The organism is Paeniglutamicibacter antarcticus, assembly GCF_039544305.1.
GTDB lineage: Bacteria > Actinomycetota > Actinomycetes > Actinomycetales > Micrococcaceae > Paeniglutamicibacter > Paeniglutamicibacter antarcticus_C.
In genome coordinates this window covers 279,261-298,562 of record NZ_BAABLK010000022.1, presented here as the reverse complement: position 1 = coordinate 298,562, position 19,302 = coordinate 279,261, and the positions used below count along the sequence as shown (strand labels likewise).

General features: G+C 64.1%; 18 protein-coding genes. 13 read left to right on the top strand and 5 right to left on the bottom strand.

Going from position 1 to position 19,302, the window contains the following annotated elements:
* Positions 1 to 78 precede the first annotated feature (78 nt).
* From ABEA12_RS06400 to ABEA12_RS06380, 5 genes are all read left to right on the top strand, one after another.
* Entirely contained in the window at positions 79 to 354 is a 276-nt protein-coding gene (locus ABEA12_RS06400) for an MGMT family protein (RefSeq protein ID WP_210099773.1), read from the top strand.
* 205 nt (positions 355 to 559) lie between these two features.
* A complete protein-coding gene (locus ABEA12_RS06395; protein WP_210099772.1) occupies positions 560 to 2,026 on the top strand; it encodes an amino acid permease in 1,467 nt (488 codons plus the stop codon).
* 147 nt (positions 2,027 to 2,173) lie between these two features.
* Positions 2,174 to 3,520 (top strand): DUF2254 domain-containing protein, encoded by a 1,347-nt coding sequence (locus ABEA12_RS06390; RefSeq protein WP_210099771.1) that lies wholly within the window; start codon positions 2,174 to 2,176, stop codon positions 3,518 to 3,520.
* Between the two features lie 819 nt (positions 3,521 to 4,339).
* Positions 4,340 to 4,774 (top strand): hypothetical protein, encoded by a 435-nt coding sequence (locus tag ABEA12_RS06385; protein WP_210099770.1) that lies wholly within the window; start codon positions 4,340 to 4,342, stop codon positions 4,772 to 4,774.
* Between the two features lie 72 nt (positions 4,775 to 4,846).
* Positions 4,847 to 5,506 (top strand): YqaJ viral recombinase family protein, encoded by a 660-nt coding sequence (locus tag ABEA12_RS06380; RefSeq protein ID WP_210099769.1) that lies wholly within the window; start codon positions 4,847 to 4,849, stop codon positions 5,504 to 5,506.
* A gap of 22 nt (positions 5,507 to 5,528) precedes the next feature.
* On the opposite strand, the gene ABEA12_RS06375 is transcribed toward ABEA12_RS06380, so the two are convergent.
* Positions 5,529 to 6,572: a mechanosensitive ion channel family protein gene (locus ABEA12_RS06375; RefSeq protein WP_345467038.1), complete on the bottom strand. Its 1,044-nt coding sequence runs from the start codon at positions 6,570 to 6,572 to the stop codon at positions 5,529 to 5,531.
* 235 nt (positions 6,573 to 6,807) lie between these two features.
* Here ABEA12_RS06375 and ABEA12_RS06370 point away from each other — a divergent pair, with 235 nt between their 5' ends.
* From ABEA12_RS06370 to ABEA12_RS06360, 3 genes are all read left to right on the top strand, one after another.
* On the top strand, positions 6,808 to 7,368 hold the full coding sequence (locus tag ABEA12_RS06370) for an AMIN-like domain-containing (lipo)protein (RefSeq protein WP_210099767.1): 561 nt from the start codon (positions 6,808 to 6,810) through the stop codon (positions 7,366 to 7,368).
* 151 nt (positions 7,369 to 7,519) lie between these two features.
* Positions 7,520 to 8,515: a PhzF family phenazine biosynthesis protein gene (locus tag ABEA12_RS06365; protein ID WP_210099766.1), complete on the top strand. Its 996-nt coding sequence runs from the start codon at positions 7,520 to 7,522 to the stop codon at positions 8,513 to 8,515.
* Positions 8,516 to 8,599: 84 nt separating this feature from the next.
* The gene (locus ABEA12_RS06360; RefSeq protein ID WP_210099765.1) at positions 8,600 to 10,096 is read left to right on the top strand and encodes a DHA2 family efflux MFS transporter permease subunit; all 1,497 of its coding nucleotides are present in this window, start codon (positions 8,600 to 8,602) and stop codon (positions 10,094 to 10,096) included.
* 36 nt (positions 10,097 to 10,132) lie between these two features.
* Here ABEA12_RS06360 and ABEA12_RS06355 read toward each other — a convergent pair whose 3' ends face one another.
* Positions 10,133 to 10,597: a DoxX family membrane protein gene (locus ABEA12_RS06355; RefSeq protein ID WP_210099764.1), complete on the bottom strand. Its 465-nt coding sequence runs from the start codon at positions 10,595 to 10,597 to the stop codon at positions 10,133 to 10,135.
* Positions 10,598 to 10,805: 208 nt separating this feature from the next.
* Between ABEA12_RS06355 and ABEA12_RS06350 the strand changes: the two genes are divergently transcribed.
* Positions 10,806 to 11,489: a TetR family transcriptional regulator gene (locus ABEA12_RS06350; RefSeq protein ID WP_210099763.1), complete on the top strand. Its 684-nt coding sequence runs from the start codon at positions 10,806 to 10,808 to the stop codon at positions 11,487 to 11,489.
* 85 nt (positions 11,490 to 11,574) lie between these two features.
* A complete protein-coding gene (locus ABEA12_RS06345; RefSeq protein ID WP_210099762.1) occupies positions 11,575 to 12,807 on the top strand; it encodes an acyl-CoA dehydrogenase family protein in 1,233 nt (410 codons plus the stop codon).
* Here the strand turns inward: ABEA12_RS06345 and ABEA12_RS06340 are convergent.
* The gene (locus ABEA12_RS06340; protein ID WP_210099761.1) at positions 12,804 to 13,040 is read right to left on the bottom strand and encodes a hypothetical protein; all 237 of its coding nucleotides are present in this window, start codon (positions 13,038 to 13,040) and stop codon (positions 12,804 to 12,806) included. The two genes, ABEA12_RS06345 and ABEA12_RS06340, sit on opposite strands and share 4 nt — an antisense overlap.
* On the opposite strand from ABEA12_RS06340, the gene ABEA12_RS06335 reads away from it, so the two are divergent.
* The gene (locus ABEA12_RS06335) at positions 13,039 to 13,392 is read left to right on the top strand and encodes a VOC family protein (protein ID WP_210099760.1); all 354 of its coding nucleotides are present in this window, start codon (positions 13,039 to 13,041) and stop codon (positions 13,390 to 13,392) included. The genes ABEA12_RS06340 and ABEA12_RS06335 overlap by 2 nt on opposite strands.
* Positions 13,393 to 13,509: 117 nt before the next feature.
* Entirely contained in the window at positions 13,510 to 14,340 is an 831-nt protein-coding gene (locus ABEA12_RS06330) for an SDR family NAD(P)-dependent oxidoreductase (protein WP_210099759.1), read from the top strand.
* Positions 14,341 to 14,440: 100 nt separating this feature from the next.
* Here ABEA12_RS06330 and hrpB read toward each other — a convergent pair whose 3' ends face one another.
* Both hrpB and ABEA12_RS06320 read right to left on the bottom strand, forming a co-directional pair.
* On the bottom strand, positions 14,441 to 17,086 hold the full coding sequence (hrpB, locus tag ABEA12_RS06325; RefSeq protein WP_345467026.1) for an ATP-dependent helicase HrpB: 2,646 nt from the start codon (positions 17,084 to 17,086) through the stop codon (positions 14,441 to 14,443).
* 95 nt (positions 17,087 to 17,181) lie between these two features.
* Positions 17,182 to 17,973 carry an alpha/beta fold hydrolase gene (locus ABEA12_RS06320; RefSeq protein WP_210099757.1) on the bottom strand — a complete coding sequence of 264 codons (792 nt, stop codon included), beginning with the start codon at positions 17,971 to 17,973 and terminating at the stop codon, positions 17,182 to 17,184.
* A 56-nt stretch (positions 17,974 to 18,029) separates the two neighbouring features.
* On the opposite strand from ABEA12_RS06320, the gene ABEA12_RS06315 reads away from it, so the two are divergent.
* Positions 18,030 to 19,217 carry an acetyl-CoA C-acetyltransferase gene (locus ABEA12_RS06315; RefSeq protein WP_210099756.1) on the top strand — a complete coding sequence of 396 codons (1,188 nt, stop codon included), beginning with the start codon at positions 18,030 to 18,032 and terminating at the stop codon, positions 19,215 to 19,217.
* The last annotated feature ends 85 nt before the right edge of the window (positions 19,218 to 19,302 follow it).

Genomic DNA, 19,302 nt, shown 5'->3' with positions numbered 1-19,302 from the left:
GTGGCCATCCCGGCACCCTGCAGAAGACCGAAACGTGCTTAACAGAAAAACCACTGGTCCCGATTCAGGAGGATGGGCATGGACGCCGTTGCGGAGGTCCGCGCGTTCGTTATGGCGATTCCTGCCGGAAGCGTTGCAGCCTACGGCGAGATCGGACGAGCACTTGGTATCGGACCGCGGCAGGTGGGGCGGGCCGTTTCCCTGCTCGGGGACGATGTGCCGTGGTGGCGGGTAGTGCGTGCGGACGGTACAGCGGCATCATGCCGCGGAGGCGGAGCCCGCGCGCTGCTGGAAGCTGAAGGTGTTCCGTTCCGTGGCGCCCATGTCGATATGACCAAGACCCAGAACGCGTAGCCCGGATAAAGGCTATGTAAAAAAATTCATTGCACAGACCGTTTTACGCGCAAATTAGAGGTATTCGCGGGTAATCTCAACCACATACAGGCATCACCGGAAATGTAATAAATATCTAATTGACCTGTGTTTATACAATTTTTATGTTCGCGTTCCGTGGCCATGCCACGAAAAATCCGCCCATTCAAGGGTGCAGAATTTATACATGACCATGCAAGATACTGCACCAGCTACGGCCCGCCCCACGCTGCGCCAGCAACTGGGAGCTCGCAAGCCCGTCGAGGCGTTCACGGCCGAGGCCGGCAACGGCACCGGTGGCCCCAAGCTGCGCCGCACGCTGGGATTGCTGCACCTGACCATGATCAGTGTCGGGGCCACACTCGGTACAGGCATTTTCGTTGTGCTGTCTTCCTCGGTACCTATGGCCGGACCCGCCGTATGGATCTCCTTCGCCATCGCCGGGCTGGCCGCGCTCTTTGCCGCACTGTCATACGCGGAAATGGCCGGCGCGGTGCCGGTATCGGGGTCCAGCTACACCTATACCTACGCGACCATGGGCGAGGGCCTGGCCTGGATCTGCGGCTGGTGCCTGGTCCTTGAATATGCCGTCTCGGTCGCGGCGATCGCGGTCGGCGCAGGTGAATACCTCAACGAGATGGCCCGCTCGCTCGGCATGGACCTTCCGGCCGCACTGACCAATCCGCCGGGCGCCGACGGCGGCGTGTTCAACATCCCCGCGCTGGCGATCGTGCTCTTCGCCACCGTCCTGCTGGTTCGCGGCACCAAGGAATCCGCGGTGGTCAACACCGTGCTGGTGTTCATCAAGATCTCGGTGTTGCTCTTCTTCGTGGTGATCGCTTTCAACGCGTTCACCACCTCGAACTTCGATCCGCTGCTGCCCATGGGCACGGCCGGGGTCTCGGCCGCGGCCGCCCGGCTGTTCTTCTCCTACATCGGCTTCGATGCCGCATCCACCGCCGGGGAGGAAGCCAAGAACCCCCAGCGCGACCTGCCGCGGGCGATCGTGCTCTCCATGGTCATCATCACCTCGCTCTACATCTTGGTGGCCATCGCCGCCGTCGGCGCGCGCCAGTGGACCTGGTTCGAGGGAAAGGAGGCGGCATTGGTGCAGCTTCTCGAGGAGGTCACCGGACAAAGCTGGGTCGCATTGCTCTTCGCCGCCGGCGCCGTGCTGGCCATTGTCTCGATCGTCATCACCGTGCTTTACGGCCAAACCCGCATCCTGCTGGCCATGAGCCGCGACGGGATGGTTCCGACGGTATTCGGGCGTATCAGCACACGCAGCGGGGCTCCGGTGGCCGGAACATGGATCACCGGCGGAGCCGTGGCATTGGTTGCCGGGCTGGTCCCGTTGGGCCAGCTGGCAGACGCGACATCGATAGGCACGCTCTTCGCCTTCTCCCTGGTCTCACTGGCCGTCATCTTGCTGCGACGCAGCAGCCCCGAGCTGCCACGCACCTTCAAGGTGCCGTTCTACCCGGTGACCCCGATCCTGGCGATCATCTTCTGTGGCTACCTGATGGCCAATCTCGGGGCGCGGACCTGGGTGGTCTTTGGCGCATGGATGGCCATCGGATCGCTGATCTACCTCGGCTACAGCCGCCGGCATTCGAAGCTGGCGGCCAACTGGGATGCGTTCGGGAAGCACTAGCCCTCGCGGGGTTCTTGGACGCTATCGTGAACCATCGGCTGGCCATTTTTCGATTCAATTCCCGACCTCGACTACTCTGGGCATATGCCATCCGAGACAGCTCGAACATCGGCCACCGAACTGCGACCCAAGGTGAAAAAGCCTGGCGTGGGCTTCACAGCGCGGGTCCGCGACCGGATCACCAACCGCGTGGATTCGTTGCGTTCGCAACTGTGGCCGATGCCGCTGGTCGCCATCATCCTCTCGGTCGCTCTCGGCCAGCTCCTGCCCTATTTGGACAAGGAACTCGATTCCAGGACCGCCAGCGAGGTCACCGGATGGCTCTTCGGCGGAGGTCCCGAGGCCGCCAACAACCTCTTGCAGACCATTGCCGGGGCCATGGTCACCGTCACCTCGCTGACGTTCTCCCTGACCATGGTGACCCTGCAGCTGGCCAGCAGCCAGTTTTCCCCGCGGGTGCTGCGGACCTTCACGCGCGACAGGATCGTGCACAACACCCTAGCCCTTTTCCTGGCGACCTTTGCATACTCCTTGACCGTGCTGCGCAGTGTCCGGATCGCCACGGACCAGGCCCCGGGGTTCGTCCCGCGAATCTCCACCACGCTGGCCTTTGTGCTGGCCGTGGCCAGTGTCCTGACCCTCGTGGCCTTCCTGTCCCACCTTGCCCGCCAGATCCGCGTGGAGTCCATGCTTCAGACGGTCTTCGACGAGGCTGAATCAACGCTCAAACGCGTCTATGAGGACACGGAGAATCCAGACTTGGTACAGCCCGGGGCGCTGACTGCCAACGGACAGGGTTTCCGGCCCATCGAGAGCAGGGCTTCGGGTTTCCTGCTCAGCGTTGACTATACGGCCACCAACACGGCGGCCCTGGAGGCCGGGGCCTTCGTGGTGTTCGATTCGACGCCCGGGGACTCCCTGGTCCGTGGCGTCCCCTTCGCCCGGGCTCGCTACAGCACCGGGGGCGAGCTGGGAGACGAAGCCTTCGACGCCTTGTGCGATGCTGTGAGCGAATGCATCATCACCGGGTTCGAACGGACTTCCGTTCAAGACGCGACGCTCGGATTGCAGCAGTTGCTGGACATCGCTTGCAAGGCCCTCTCCCCCGGAATCAACGACGGAACCACTGCCGTGCACGCCATCGGCCATGTGTCCGCGTTGCTTTGCGGTTTGGCGGAGCGCCCCACCGGGCCCTACCTGGTGCGGGACAAGACCGAAACGGCCCGCGTGCTGGTGCTGCGCCCCGGATTGGAGGACATGCTTGAGCTGGCTATGCGCCAATTGCTGCGCTACGCCATGGACGACCCCCGGGCAGCCGAGCGCACGGTCAAGCTGCTGCTGGAGCTGGCCTGGGTCGATAAGGCCGGCAAACTTGCCGAACCGCTGGCCGTTCAGGGCGAAAGGGCAGCACAGGCTTTGCGGCACAGCCCGATCAGCGGCGCCGAGGCCGGCAAGCTACTGGCAATGCTTGATGCAGGACCGCAACGCGCCTAGATACCTGCCCCGTGAACGGCCCAGGTGGAAGCCAACCCCACGGACCGGCGAACCGCAAGGACACCGGCGGCCAATGTCGCCCTCATGATGCCCGCCAAGACGGGGCAACGACGATCCCGGTCCCTGCCGGCGGAGCCAGCAGGACACCGCTGGGCCTACCCCGATGGCCGGTCCCATGCTGGAAAATGAAACCGAAGGAAGGATTCGCGGAGCGGCTTCGAGCGTTTACGTTCGTTGGGCGAGGTGGACTGCGGCGGGGCCGAGTGGTCCTCGCCGAAAAGCACGGAGCCCGAATCCGTTCGTTCGATGCCCGCCAGGGTGTGCAGTAGCGTTGATTCGCCCGAACCCAAGGGACCCCATGATGGCCACCGTATCCGGCGCCAAAGCCGATCCATGGGCGCGGCGCAGGGCATGCGCGCCCAGCACGTTGGTGGCCGCAGGCCTGGGTGCGCGGTTTGCATCGATCATGCCACCAGCTTTTCAATTTTTCCCCCGCCTGAGATCGGAGCGCGGGAAGAACTGTTCCCGACACCCCCGCCACCAAGGACGGAGAGGTTCTGACCCGGAGCGCCCGAGCACCCATTCCGAATGCCGTGTGTTCAAGCTAGGCTGTGCCGACCATTGCTTTCGGGTCAGGATCTCACTCTTCAAGCACTGCGTGGTTCCAAGTTCCTCCGGTGCGAAAGTGCTTTCTTCCCACCGGGGCATTCCAAGGGGGAGAAAGTTGAATACGGCGGGCGGGTTCGTGGTCACGGTCCCTGGGAGTCTCGTTGCGCCCGTGGTCTGGGGCATTCGCCGATCTCATTGATCGTCCGGGGTGTGCACCAATTCGCCGTGTGCATCATCTTGCTCATCATGGGCATCAACATGCGCGCCGCGATGCGCGAGATCTCTGCAGTTGACGACGGGGCAAGGCAAATGGGCGGGTTCCTTGCTCTTGCCGGTTTCGTGTTGGTGGTTCCTGGACTGGTTGCCGCGCTAAGGACCGTGGTGCGCGTCTCGGAGCGCAGGCTCCTTGATTTGTTGCCGGACTACGTCAACAACGCGCTCTGGGACAGGAACAAGGAAGTCGGCCGCTCCTTTTCCGAGCGTCGCAAGGTGCGCCATGAACTGGTGATCGACACCGGCAACAGGATCCGTGCCTGGACCGCGCGGGACATCCGCAAGGCCCTCGGAATCCAAGTCGGGCAACGGGTCACCGTGGTGGCCAGCCCTTTGCTTGGCTACGTCGACAGGCTTGAATCCCACCGCTGAGTGGATTTGTCCCCATGTGCCCGGATCTCCGCCAACGCGCCGGGTTCGCGGTGGGCGGCTTTTTTGTGAACAATGGGTCAAGTGATCCCCTCCCCGCTTGATCCTGCCCCCGCCGCCTGTCTAAGCCGCATCGTCGCCGATTCCTCCAACCGGATCGCCTGGCTTCGGGCACGATCCCAGGGCATCACCGCAACGGACGTCTCCAAGCTATCCACCCCGCGCAGCATCGCCTCGGCGGCGTGGGACAAGCTTCACGGATCGGGGTTCGGCGGCAACCCGTTCACCGACCACGGCCGGGCGCGCGAACCGGTGATCGCCGCATGGGTGCAACAAAACTTCGGGATCATGCCCTCCACCCAGCTCTTCCACGCGGCAGAAAACCATATCCACCTGGCGACTCCCGACGGCTTGGGCCTGCGCGAGCACGGGCGGGTGGAGCTGGCCGAAATCAAGACAACCAACAAGCCGTTCAAGACCATCCCGCGGCACTACCTGCGCCAGATGTTTTGGCAGCAGTACGTGCTGGGCGCCGAACGCACCCTGTTTGTCTGGGAGCCGCACAAGGACTTCGTGCCGACCCACGCCGAACCGCTGACGCGTTGGGTCGATCGGGACGACGCGGAAATCGGCGACCTCATTTCCAAGGCGGACCAAATGGTGCAGATCCTGCGCGAACGCACCGCAGCGGCCAGGGCCCGCGAAGACTACGGTCCGGCAGCACTTCACCTCTAGGAAAGCGCTTCGGCGCTCCCGGTCAGGAAGAGCCCCCGCGCAACAGGGGTTCGGGCAAGGCCTCGGGGTAATCCCTGCCCAGCTCGGCGACCAGGTGCTCCCGGATGAAGTTGCGCAAGTCCCATAGGTCACCGGCATTGCGGGCGGTGACCATGATCGTGATCTTCATGATGCCTCCCACCGCATCGGTCACGTTAAGCGTTCCAACCCGTCCGTCCCACAGGTCGGTGGCGGAAAGCAGTTGCTCGGTCCGGGTGCGCAGGTGCTCCACCGGTGCATTCCAGTTCAAATCCAGGAACACGTACCCCATGATATCGGTGTTGCGGCGTGACCAGTTCTCGAACGGCGTTGCGGTGAAGTAGGTCGAGGGAACGATCAGCCGGCGTCCGTCCAGCAACAAGATCACCACGTAGGTCAACGTGATTTCCTCGATGTTTCCGCGCTCGCCCTCGACCACCACGGTGTCGTTGACGCGGATGGCATCGGTGAAGGCGATCTGCAGCCCGGCGAAAATATTGGCCAGCGAGGACTGCACGGCAAGTGCGGCAACCACCGATATCAGGCCGGCCGATGCCAAGATGCCTGCTCCCAGCGCCCTGACCTCGGGAATCGTGAGCAACGCGCCTGAGACTGCCAGGGTGATGATCAGCGCAGTGGCGACCCTACGCAGCAAACCGATCTGTGTCTGGATCTTGGACAGACGACGCGGGTTCCGTCCATCGGTGCGGTACTTGGCAAGTATCACCTCTTCGATCGTGCCGATCAGTGCGATCAGCAACCAGGCGATAGAGGCAAAAAGCGCCAACAGCAGCAGGAACTGCCACAGGTCGGTCCACTGGGAGGGCTTGAAGGCCAACGTCATGGAAATCTTGGTGAAGGCGAATGCCAGGGTCAACAGGATCGGCGTGCGCCCGCGGATGCCGGTGCCAGCAAGCGCAGGCATCCGGCGGCGGAAACGCGAGAAAAGGAACGTGAGCACCACGGTGATCAACAGCGCGGCCACTAACCCAATCGCAACCACAATCCATGGCCGGATGAATTCAGGTAACCCGTTCGTGTTCTCCACAACCCCATTCAGAGCGTCGTCGAGTGCCGGGTTGGTAAGAATCTGCATATCAACTAGGTTGTCACACCGCCGCGGGCAGCGGCCAAATATTGACGGGGGATCCCTGGCACATCTCCTTGGCGTTGCAATGCCGTGGATAGTGGGTAAACCCCCTTGCGGCTCTCGAAGCCCGAGTTCATGCTGGTTCCATCCCACTCAGCCTGATCCAGGGATTTCCCATAAAGCGAGGAACATCATGAAAAACCGGATCGCCGCCGGCCTGGCCGGCGCACTGCTCATTGCCGGTCTCGGCATTGCACCGGCCTCCGCGTCACCGTCCGCCAATGCCGCGTCCGCTCCTTATTGCGGCATCACCTGGGGCTCGCTGGCCGACAACGTTTCCGGCCACGCTTCCGCCACTGTCAATAACGTCCGCACCGGTCGCCACGCCTGCTTCGACAGGATGGTCATCGACCTCAAGGGCAAGGTGAAGGGCTACGACGTGCGTTACGTCAGCGCCGTCTACACCCAGGGCCAAGGCAAGCATGTCCCGCTGGACGGCGCCGCCGACCTGCGCATCAACGTGGATGCCGCCGCCTATACGTCCTCAGGCACCCCGACCTACGTCCCGGCCAATCGCAACAAGGTCCGCAACGTCTCGGGCTACAGCACGTTCAAGCAGGTGGCGTACCTGGGCAGCTATGAGGGCGAAACTTCCTTCGGCCTGGGCGTTCGTGCCCGGTTGCCGTTCAGGACCTTCGTGCTCACCGATGCCACCACCAGCCGCCTGGTGATCGACGTCGCCCATCGCTGGTAGGCCTCCGCACCCCAGCCCGGCACCTACAACGGGGCACTTGCTGCATTCCACGACAATCGTGGGGTGCGGCCGGTGCCCCGCAACACGCATGTTGAATGACAAAACGGCGTCATGCGGCGCACCGTTTCGACGGATGTGTCACGATTCATGCATGAATATTGCGCGTCCATACAAGCAGGTCGATGTCTTCTCCTCCTCCCCTTACACCGGAAACGGCTTGGCCGTGGTGTTGGACGGCGAGGGGCTCAGTGACGCGCAGATGCTGAACTTCGCCAACTGGACCAACTTGGCCGAAACGGCGTTCCTCTTCCCCGCCACGCACCCCGATGCCGACTACCGCGTGCGCATCTTCACCACCACCACCGAGCTTCCCTTCGCAGGCCACCCCACCCTGGGTGCCGCACACGCATGGCTCGAGGCCGGCGGGGTACCCAAGAACCCCGCAGCGCTGATCCAACAGTGTGATGCCGGGCTCATCGAGGTCCGCCGCGTTCCGGGGGAATCCGGAGCCGAGTCCGAGTCCCTGGCCTTCAAGGCTCCCCCGATGATGCGCACCGGCGAGCTCGAGGACGACGTCCTGGAATGGGCCGTGACCGGCCTGGGCATCACGCGCGAAGACGTGGTCGGCCACCAGTGGTTGGCGAACGGCCCTCACTTTGCCGGGCTGCTGCTGCGCGACGCTGAGCTGGTGCTCTCCCTGGAACCGGACTACAACATGCTCGCCGGGCTCGAAGTCGGGGTCATCGGCCCACACACCGGCCAGGGGATCGCTGCCAGGTCCTATGATCCACAGGCCCCGGAGGCCCGGCCCGCCGGCGCACGCGAAGAGCTGAGCCCCCTCTCTGAGGCCGATGAACGTCGTGGGTCCCAGCGCTTTCGCAACGTTGTCACCGGTGCACCTGCGGACTACGAGGTCCGGGCATTCTGCCCCGGCGAGGGCCTGCCCGAGGATCCGGCGACCGGATCGCTGAACGCCGGGTTCGGTGTCTGGCTCACTTCCTCCGGGCTGGCCCCGGAGTCCTACGTGGTGCGCCAAGGCACCCGCCTAGGCCGCGCGGCGATGCTGCATGTGAGCAGCGATGCCGACGGCGTCTGGATTGCCGGACAATCCCGGACCTGCATCGAGGGCGTCGTCAATCTCCCCTAGCCGACCCGGAGATGCCCGGGCCGTGGCGGTGCACAGGACACTCTTTATCCATTCAATCCGTGCGCGTACACTCAATCGGTGAGTGTGAATCAGATAGATACCGAAAAAGCCCAGGACAAGCGCGCTTGGGGTGCCCTGTGGGCGTTGGTCATCGGGTTCTTCATGATCCTGGTTGACTCAACCATCGTCTCGACGGCGATGCCGGCGATCATGAACGGCCTAGCCACCGACATCAACGGCGTCATCTGGGTCAACAGCGCCTACCTATTGGCATTCGCGGTACCCCTGTTGATCACCGGACGCATGGGTGACAGGTTCGGTCCGCGCAATATTTACCTCGTCGGTCTTGTCATCTTCACGCTTTCCTCGCTCTGGTGCGGGCTCTCCCCGGATGTGGGCACATTGATCGTTGCCCGCGTGGTGCAGGGGCTCGGTGCCTCGTTGATGAGCCCGCAGACCATGACGTTCATCACACGCATGTTCCCCTACGCGCGGCGCGGCGCGGCCATGGGCGTATGGGGAGCCGTCGCCGGCATCGCCACCTTGGTTGGCCCGATTGCCGGGGGTATCTTCGTGGACACGCTGGGCTGGGAATGGATCTTCTTCGTCAACGTGCCGGTAGGCGTCCTGGCGATCTGGCGTGTGCTGGTCAAGGTCCCCAAGCTTGAACGCCACGCACAATCCTTCGATTGGCTGGGCGTCGCACTGAGTGCGGTGGCCATGTTCGCCCTGGTCTTCGGCATCCAGGAAGGCAACGCCCACAACTGGGGTCCGTTCATCGGACCGGTAGGTTCCTGGCACCTGATCATCGGTGGAATCGTGTTGCTGGGCCTGTTTATTTGGTGGCAGGCCGCCAACCGCTCCGAGCCGTTGGTGCCGCTGGGCTTGTTCAAGGACAGGAACTTTTCCTTGGCGAACATCGCGATCACCTTCATGGGGCTCTCGATCACGGCCATGAGCTTCCCGATGATCCTCTACCTGCAGTCGGTGCGCGGGTTGACCCCCACGCTCTCCGCACTGATGATCGCGCCCATGGCGATCATTTCCGGCATCCTGGCACCGATCATCGGCAAGAACATTTCACGCATCGAAGCCAAGTACTTCGCGGTTCCCGGGTTCTTTCTCTTCGGGGCCTCGATCACCGCCTATGGGCTGATCATGCGCGCGGACACCCCGTTCTGGGTGCTGCTGATTCCGCCGGTATTCATGGGCGTCGGGTCCGCGATGGTCTGGCCATCGGTTTCGCTCACCGCCACCCGGGACCTGGGCCAGGCCGATGCGGGTGCCGGATCAGGGGTCTACAACACCACACGACAGGTCGGCGCGGTGCTGGGTTCGGCACTGATCGCGCTGATGATGGAATCACGCATTGCTCTCGAGTCCGAAAAGGTCGTGGCCTCCATGGGCGCCGGCGCCCCGGCGATCCCTAGCGGGGCGGCCGATGGCGGCGGCCCGGTGCCGCAGTTCCTGCACGAGGCGTTCTCCCTGGCCTTGGGCCAGGCGCTGCTGCTTCCGGGAATCGTTGCGATGGCCGCTGCCCTGGTGGCCCTGATGTTCCGCAAGGGCGCGCGCACAAATTGATCCGCACGCGCCTTTTTCAAGCCAAGAAGGCTAGTACTACTTCTTCTTGTCCTTCTTGTCCTTCTTGACCGGTACTTCCTTGACCTTGGTCTTGTGCTTGCCGCGCCCGAAGACCAGGGCGACCGCAATCCCGGCGAACAGCAGGTCCTTGGCCATGTGCACGCCATTGGGGGTTGGGCGCACGCCGTCGGACTCGGTCATTCCCGGGGTCTTGAGGTAGGTGGCCACAAGCCCGGCGGCGAAGGCGCCCAGGCCCAGGCCGGCCAGCCGGGACGGGATGAACGGGGTCAGCAGGGCAGAACCCACGACGATCTCCCCCATGGCCAGTGCCTTGCCGAATACGGCCGGCTCCATCTTCTGGACCTGCGGGACGGCGTTTGAGACCATGGTCTGGATTTCCTGGGCCGATTCGACCGGCAGGCGCAGCTTGCCGATGCCGCTGTTGAGGATGTAGGAACCCGAGACGAGTCGTAGCGCTACGTTGGCAATGTTGATTCCCATGGGTTTTCTCCTGGTGTTGGGGGCCTGTGCTTCTCTTGTTTCTTCTCCCACCTTAGGGTTTATCCCCGTGCTACCGCTAGGGCTGCCACGGTGTGGCGCAGCCGTGTTCCCTCGGTCCGGCTTCGGTTTGCATCGGGTTGGCCACATTTTGGCCCTCCCGCGGTCATATGCAGGGCGGCGCATCGCCCAGCGTGCTAGATTCGCGGTCATGATCACCTCCTCCGCGGTTCCCGACGCCGCGCTGCGCCTGCTCGTCGAAAAAGGCTTCGACGCCACCAGCGTCGATTCCCTGGCCCAGGCCGCGGGCATTTCACGTTCCACCTTCTTCCGCCGCTTCGGCTCCAAGGAGGAAATGGTCTTTGCTGACATGGAAACGATCATCCACCACCTTGAAACGGTGCTGGCAACTTCCGCGGCCGGGCCCGTGGCGGCATTGGTGCACGCCGGGCTGACGGTCTTCGACCAGCACACCGCCCGGCCCGAAGCCGCGGGGCTGCGCCACCGGCTGTTGCTCGATGTTCCCTCGCTGCGCGACCGCGAGCTTGTCTCGATCCATCGTTACGAGAGGGTCTTCCGCAACCACCTGCGCTACAAGGGGCTTTACGATCTTCCCCACGGCCGTGCCATGTGCATCGCGTTCGCCTCCGGGGTGGTCGCGGTCCACAACGACCACCTGCGGCGTTGGCTGCGCGATCCCGAGCAGACCAAGCGCGTGGAGCTGGAACGGGAACTGGCTGCTCTGGGCGCGTTGTACCTTCCGGTGCTCGAACCCCAAGACCAGGGCCCGGCATCGGAGCCGACGACAGTGGTCATCACGATTGCTGGAGCCACCCCCGACACTGAAACCGTGCTCACCCAAGTGCGCGAGGCCCTCGACGGCATCCACAGGTGATCCTCAGTGCCTTGACCTGACACTGAGTTTCAGTATGCTTGTGCCTAGCGACATCCGCGTCGATTACGAAAGGGCACCAGCACCCATGAGCATTGAAGCCAGCCTCAACACCGAATTTCCCACCGGGGTCGTTGAACCGGAGTACGAGCTATGGGGCGAGGTTGACGTCGACCCGGCAGGCCTTTTCGAAGACATTCCTGCTGCCGACCGCGAATACTGGGGCCGCGCAAGGGAATTCGGGCTCACGGAAGTGCGCCCCGTCATCGACGAGTACTGGGACAATTCCGACTACCCCCTGGATCTGGCCAAACGCCTGGGCGACCTTGACCTGCTGCGCGACGGCCTTACCCTTGAGGGCTACCCCCAAATGAGCGTGCTTGCCGCCGGGCTGGTGAACATGGAACTCTCGCGTGCAGACGGTTCGGTGGGCACCATCGCCGCAGTCCAGGCAGGACTGGCCCTGCGTTCGATCACCGAGTGCGGTTCCCCCGAGCAGATCGCCCACTGGGGCCCGAAACTTGCCACCGCCGAGGTCCTCGGCGCCTTCGCGCTGACCGAACCGACCCACGGTTCCGACTCGGTTTCACTCGAAACCCGTGCCACCAAGGTCGAAGGCGGTTACCGGATCAGCGGCGAGAAGAAGTGGATCGGCAACGGCTCCACCGGCGGGATCACCATCGTGTGGGCACGCGACGGGGAGAAGAAGGTCCGCGGCTTCATCGTGCAACAGGAGTGGGAGGGGTACACGGGCACCACCATCGAGGGCAAGCTTTCGCTGCGTGCCATCTGGCAGGCCCACATTCGCCTCGATGACGTGTTCGTCCCCGATTCCCATGTGCTGCCCGGTGCCAGCAGCTTCAAGGACACCGCCAAGGTCCTCTTCGCCACCCGCCTGGGCGTTGCGTGGTCGGCGGTGGGCCATGCAACCGCCTGCTACGAGACCGCCGTGCAGTACGCGGCACAGCGTATCCAGTTCGGCCGCCCACTTGCCGCAAGCCAGATCGTCCAGGAGCGCTTGGCCAGGATGCACTCCGAGCTTGCCACCATGCAGCTTTCCGTCATGCAGGCCACCAAACGCGAGGAGGCCGGCACGTTGAGTCCGGTGCAGGCATCGCTTGCCAAGTTCACCTGCACCCGGCTGGCCCGCGGGATTGCCTCCAACGCACGTGACCTGCTTGGCGGCAACGGCATCCTGCTGCGCAACCGCGTGGCCCGGCACATCGCCGACATCGAGGCCATCCACACCTACGAGGGCACCGAGACCGTCCAAGCATTGATCATCGGCCGCTCGATCACCGGGATATCCGCCTTCGCCTAGATCAGGCCCTTACTGCCGTATCCCGTGTGCTCCAGTACCCCGGATTCCTTCCGGCGGTGCTGGAGCACATGTCTTTCCGCGCCGTGGTCCGCCGCACCCGTCCCGCTGGAACCGGGAAGCAAGTTACCGCCATCGGGCCATGATCGGCGCTCATGGTTCACCTGCACCAACCGGGCGCGTGGTTCGTGCAGGTCGTTGACGAGGCCCATGTGGACATGCCAGTTTTGGTTCATGACTGTGAACAAACGAGTTGTTCCGATCATCACCGTGAAGAGCATCGAGGCCGAACGCCGCAACCATGCCGAGGTGCTGGGGCTTGTGGAGCTGATGAACCACGGCTGGATCGTGACGTTTGCAGATGTTTCGGGTGCCCATCAGGTCTTCCTGATGACCCGGGATCCCACGGCCCCCGTCAATCCGCAGGCATCGATTCAGGGCGATAATGTCGATGCCGCATACGCCACCGCCTGCGCCCGCGGCCTGGAAATCATGGACGAGCTCCAGGACGAGCCGTGGGGCGTTCGACGGTTCTTCTTTCGCGAAGCGTCCGGGAACATCATCAACGTACTGTCCCACCTCGGCTAGGAAACCGAACAGATTTCGGCCCGCGACCCGGGCCTGCTGGCCGCATGTGCTGCCCGTACCATGCGCCGACTAGGCTACATCGTGTATCCGTCCCTGGTTTTGATCGAAAGGCCCTGCATGAAACAACAAACGATGATAATCACCGGAGCGAGCGATGGCATCGGGGCCGAAGCCGCACGCGCACTGAGCCTACAGGGGCACAAAATGGTCTTGGTTGGACGAAACAGGGAAAAGACCGCGGCCATTGCCCGGGAGCTCAGGGCCGATCACTACCTCGCCGATTTCTCCCAGCTCGACGAAGTCCGTGCCCTCGCCTCGCTGCTGCTTCAGAGGTACCCGCAAATCGACGTGCTGGCCAACAACGCCGGAGGCATCTTCACCCCGGCCCGGCAGAGCACCGATGACGGTTTTGAACTGACCTTACAGGTCAACTATCTCGCCCCGTACCTGCTCACGCATCTTCTTCTTGACCGCCTCGTGGCTTCACGGGCCGCTGTCATCAATACCTCCAGCGTGGCCAACCGCCTTTACGGCAAGGTGGATCTCTCGGATCTGAATGCGGAGCGCTATTACGATCCCAAGCGCGCCTACGGAAACGCCAAACTCGAACAGATCATGTTCACCAGCGAGCTGCAACGACGCTTTGGTTCCCAAGGCCTTGGAGCTGCCGCGTTCCATCCGGGGATCGTCCGCACAGGCTTTTCACGCGCCCCCGGCTCGTCCATGGAAAGCATTTACGCCAACCGGTTCATCTCCGCTTTCCTCGCAACACCGGCCAAGGGTGCCGATACGTTGATCTGGCTTGCCGGGCAGGGGCGGGACCGAACGTGGCCCTCGGGCGCATACTTCAAGCATCGCAAGGTTGCCCGAACCAATCCGCAGGCCAATGATGTATCGCTTTGCAGCTCGCTCTGGGAGCAGACCCGGCAAATGCTCCAGCTCACCTGATCGTTGCGGTCCCGGTGCCGCACGATGTGCTTCCCCAAGCGTGGAAAACACCCAGCAAGCGGGCTTCCTGGGCCCGGTGGCCATCGCCGGAAGCCGCTCCCTACATGCGTTTCTTCACGTGCTTGGTTGCCGGAGCACTCCATGGGTCCTCGGGCCATGGGTGCTTGGGATAACGTCCCCGGTTCTCCGCGCGAACTTGCGCATAGGGCCCGGACCAAAACGACGCCAGGTCATCGGTGACAGCCAGTGGCCGGCCGGCCGGGGAAAGCAGGTGGAAGAGCACGGGGACCCTTCCGCGCACCAGCGCCGGCGAAGCGGCCAGCCCAAAGCATTCCTGCAGCTTCACCGCCACCACCGGCGGTGCCTCCGGTTCCTCGACGCCCGGGTAGGTGATGCGGATCTTGGATCCGCTGGGAACCGCAAGCCGCTCCGGAACCAACTCCTCCATGGCGGTGGCCTCGGGCCACGGCAGCAGCCGGCGCAGCGCATCAGCCAGGTCCAAGGATCCCGGGGGCCTTCCTGCCGCGAGCGCCTCGAGTTCGGGGGCTAGCCAGTTCCCTGCCCCATCCAGCAGGGATGCATCGTCCATGGCCGGCCAAGGGGAACCGAGTTCGCGGTTCAGCAACGCCAGCCTGCTGCGCAGCAGCTGTGCAGCAGGGGCGAACTTCAGCATCCCCAGCCCGTTCTCGCGCAACGCAACCAGCACCGCGGCACGACCCTGATCCCGGGTCGCTTGCACCGGCGTGCTGTTAAGTCCGATGGCGCCCAACCGGTGTTCCCTGCGGGCGGTGAGCTTGCCGCGCGCAAAGACCACGCTGGTTCCCTCGGTTTCCAGATGGGATGCTGCAAGTAGTGCGGTGGCCTCGTCGATGGGTGCCGCGGCACGGATCAGGGCTCCGGTTCCTGCGGCGTCGCGCCCGGCCGCCCGGGCTACCTCGGCGACCGCCAACCACCGGTGGTGTGCCAACGGGCTGGAAGCCGGCAGTCCGGCACGGGTCCCGGAGGCAAACAGGTAGGTAGTGCCCGTGGCGTCCTGAACACGTCGGGCGACCCGTCCGGGGAAGGCAAGGGCCACCACCATTCCAAGTCCGGCTTCTGGCTGCAGCTTCCCGATTGGCGAAACCACGGCAGCCTTGCCGGTGGTCTCCTGCCGAGCGATCCGTTCCAGTCGGGAGCTTTCGCGCTTCCAGGCCGAGGACTGCGGGTGGTTTCCATGGCGCAAGGCCACCAGCAACGCCTCCAAGTCCGCGCCTTGGGCTCGGTAATCACCGGCCAGCAAGGCAACGAATTGCGCGACATTTCCGGCACCCAGCAGCGGGGCCCCGTCCAGCAGCGCGCGTCCCAGGCGCGGGTCGGCCGGGACTCCGGCCAGCCGGCGGCCCAACGAGGTGGCGAGCCCGCCTTCGTCGAGGGCTCCCAGCTGGGCCAGGACCGAGGTTGCCGCCGCCATGCTTGAGGACGGAGGAGCCTCGGGCAGGTGCATTCCGGCACCACCTGGTGCACCCCAACAAGCCAGGATCAGCGCGGCGGAGGTAAGGTCGGCTACAGTGATTTCGGCGCGCGGATGCGCCGGGGCTGCGGCGAAACCCTTTTCCTCGAAGCAGCGAACCACCGTCCCCGGCCCCTGGCGTGCGGCACGCCCTGCACGCTGGACACTCGCGGCCCGCGACGCCGAGACAGTGACAAGCCCGCTCATCTCGCGGGCCGCGTCCCTTCGCGGTTCGCGGGCCAGCCCGGAATCTATGACCAACCGGACCCCGGGGACGGTAAGGGAGGATTCGGCCAGCGAGGTGGACACGATGATTCGTGCAGCCGCACCGCGCTCGCGCCCCGAGACCGCACGATCCTGCAGCGCCGGGGTGATCTGTCCATGCAATTCCAACACCTCGGTGCCCTGAGCCCGGGTTCTTATCCGGGCGGCGACCTCGGCGACTTCCCAGGCTCCGGGAACAAAAACCAGAGCATCGATGGACGGATCCGCGGCGATCGCTTCTGCGTGGGCTGCCGTCGCGGTGGCTGCGACGTGGGCAAGGAAGGTACGCGAAACCCCGCGGTCTGTGAGCCGGGGAGCCACCGGCGGCGCCCACACGGTTTCCAAGGGATACAGCGCTGCCGGGCAGTCAACCACCGGGGCCCTGCCGGCACCGCTGGAATCCCCCAGTAGCTGGGCAAAACGCGGTGCATCGAGGGTCGCTGACATCGCCACCAGCACCAGGTCGCCACGTAACTCGTGGACCTCGCGCAACATGCCGACGAGCAGGTCGGTTTCCAGTCCGCGTTCGTGAACCTCATCGATGATGACCGCATCGACCGATTCCAGCCCAGGATCCGAGATAAGCCTTCGCAGCAGGATCCCGGGGGTCACGAATTCGATTCGGGTGTCCGCGCCGGTGGTGTTTTCCCCGCGCACGGTAAATCCCACGCGGGTGCCCAGGGAGCTGGAATCCAAGGTGGCCAGGCGTCGGGCTGCGGATCGGGCTGCGACGCGGCGTGGCTGGGTGACAAGGATGCGGGCCGGTCCCCCGGAGCGTGCCGCAACCAGGTTGGCCACCAGTGGTGGAACCAGGGTTGTCTTGCCTGTTCCCGGCGGGGCCTGGATGACTGCTGTTGCCGATGAACCGCCTGCTTCAAGCGCTGCGGTGAGCTCTGGCAGGGATTGGGCAAAGACCAGCCCGCTACCGATGGCTGCCAGGTCGAAGTCGCTGTTGCGTTGGGGTTTTTCCTGCCGGAATTGCTGCGTGCTCACCTGCCCCATTATCCAGTGTGTACTGCCGTGGCTCGGGACCAGGGGAACAAACGTTCCCGATGCCGGACCTGGAGCTACTGCGCGGCAGCCCGTTTTCAGGGATTCGCGCGCAGGAACGGCAGCAAGGATTCCAGGATCGACTGTGCCGGGAACAGGGTTCCGCCGTGGGTGCGGCCCTGGAGTTCCACGATCCGGGCGTTGGGCATCAAGGAGGCCATGGTTCGTGAATGTCCAATCCGCGGGAGATCCCGGGTCCCGGCCATCAGCAACGTGGGGGTGCGCAGTTGCTGCAGCAGCATCTCGCTGATCGCGCTGCCGGCCTCGGTGGCCTGGAAATAGGCGGCCAGCGCCAATGCATCGTTGGACAGGAAGGCCAACCGGGTTTCGGGATCAAGTCTCCCGCCGCCTGATTCCATGCCGGCAATGAACGCGTTCATCTCCCCGGTCTGCAGGGCCTCGAGGTAACCATCGAAGAACAGTTTCTTGATTTGTCCGGCTTCGATGGCGTGGGTGCCACCGAGCATCGTCAAGGACCTGACCATCGACGGATTGCCGGCAGCCAATGACAGGCCAACGCGAGCCCCGAAGGAATACCCCACGACGTGGATCGATTCGTGGCCGGTGGCAGCCAGTACGGCCTTGACATCCGCGAGTACCAGGTCCATCTCGTAGGCTGCCGGGTCATGTGGTTTTCCCGATCGACCATGCCCGCGCATATCCATGCGGATGGTGTCGAATTCAGGTTCCAGCGCACTGACGTACCCCAGCCCGCGCCAGATGGAGCGTGAAAGCGCCGAACCGTGCAACAGCAAGACGGGTGGAGCCCCTGTGTCGCTGGCGTCGAAGTAGATAGTCTGGGCATCAACCGGATTCTCTGCATGGGGCATGTGTTTGAGCCTATGGCACCGGGGACGACATTTTCCAAGCAACAAGGATGGCAGCGATGAATGAGGACTTGACCCCAGTGATCATTGGCGGTGCACGCACCCCCTTTGGCAAGTTCCGCGGGACCATCTCTTCTGTGGCGGCCACCGACCTCGGCGCCCACGCGATCGCCGCTGCGCTGGAACGCAGCGGGGTACCGGCCACGGCAATCAACCACGTCATCATGGGCCAGGTCATCCTGGCCGGCACCGGGCAGGGACCAGCTCGCCAAGCCTCGCTGAAAGCCGGGATCGGCTGGGCGGTTCCCACCGTGACCATCAACAAGTTGTGCCTCTCCGGGTTGACCGCAGTCATCGACGCTGCCCGGATGATCCGTGCCGGGGAAGCGGACTTCATCGTTGCCGCCGGCCAGGAGTCGATGTCCAACGCACCGCACTTGGTCCGCGGCATGCGCACCGCGATGGCCATCGGGGATCGCGGGCTGGAGGACTCGCTGAACCACGACGCCTTGGCTGATCCGTTCAGCGGGGAGCTCATGGGATCGGCGACGGAGAAGGGAAACGCCAAGCTGGGAATCGACAGGACCGACCAGGATGCGCTGGCCGCCCGGTCGCATCAGCGCGCCGCAGCGGCCCGGAAACACCTGGATGCGGAAATCGCACCGATCGGTATTCCACAGCGTCGCGGTGGGGACATCATGGTTTCCACCGATGAGGGAATTCGACCGAACGCCACCTTGGAGCAGCTGGCAGCATTGCCCGCGGCATTTTCCAGGGATCCCTCCGCGACCATTACCGCAGGTTCTTCCTCGCCGCTTTCTGACGGTGCCGCCGCCTTGGTGGTTGCCTCCAAGGGGGCAGCCCGTCGGGCTGGACTGCAATGGCTCTGTGAGATCGGTGCCCACGGGCAGACCGCTGGCCCCGACGGGCAATTGCATTCCCAGCCCAGCAGCTCGATCCTTGCCGCCCTGGCAAAGGAAGGGTTGGTCGTCGATGACATAGACCTCATCGAGATCAACGAGGCATTCGCCTCGGTGGTGCTGCAATCGGCCAAGGACCTGGGTGTTGATCCGGCGCGGATCAACACCGAAGGCGGTGCCATTGCCTTGGGCCACCCCGTGGGTGCTTCGGGCGCAAGGCTGGTCCTGCACCAGGCGATGGAACTGGCCAGGCGCGGCGGCGGCACCGGCGTCATCTCGCTGTGCGGTGGCGGCGGGCAGGGCGATGCGCTGGTCTTGCGCAGCTGATTTCACACGTGGCAAAGGGGCGCTGTACAGCCTGCACAAAGGTTTGGTGCTTAGCGTAGTTTGTACCTCATGAAGGTGCGAGTGA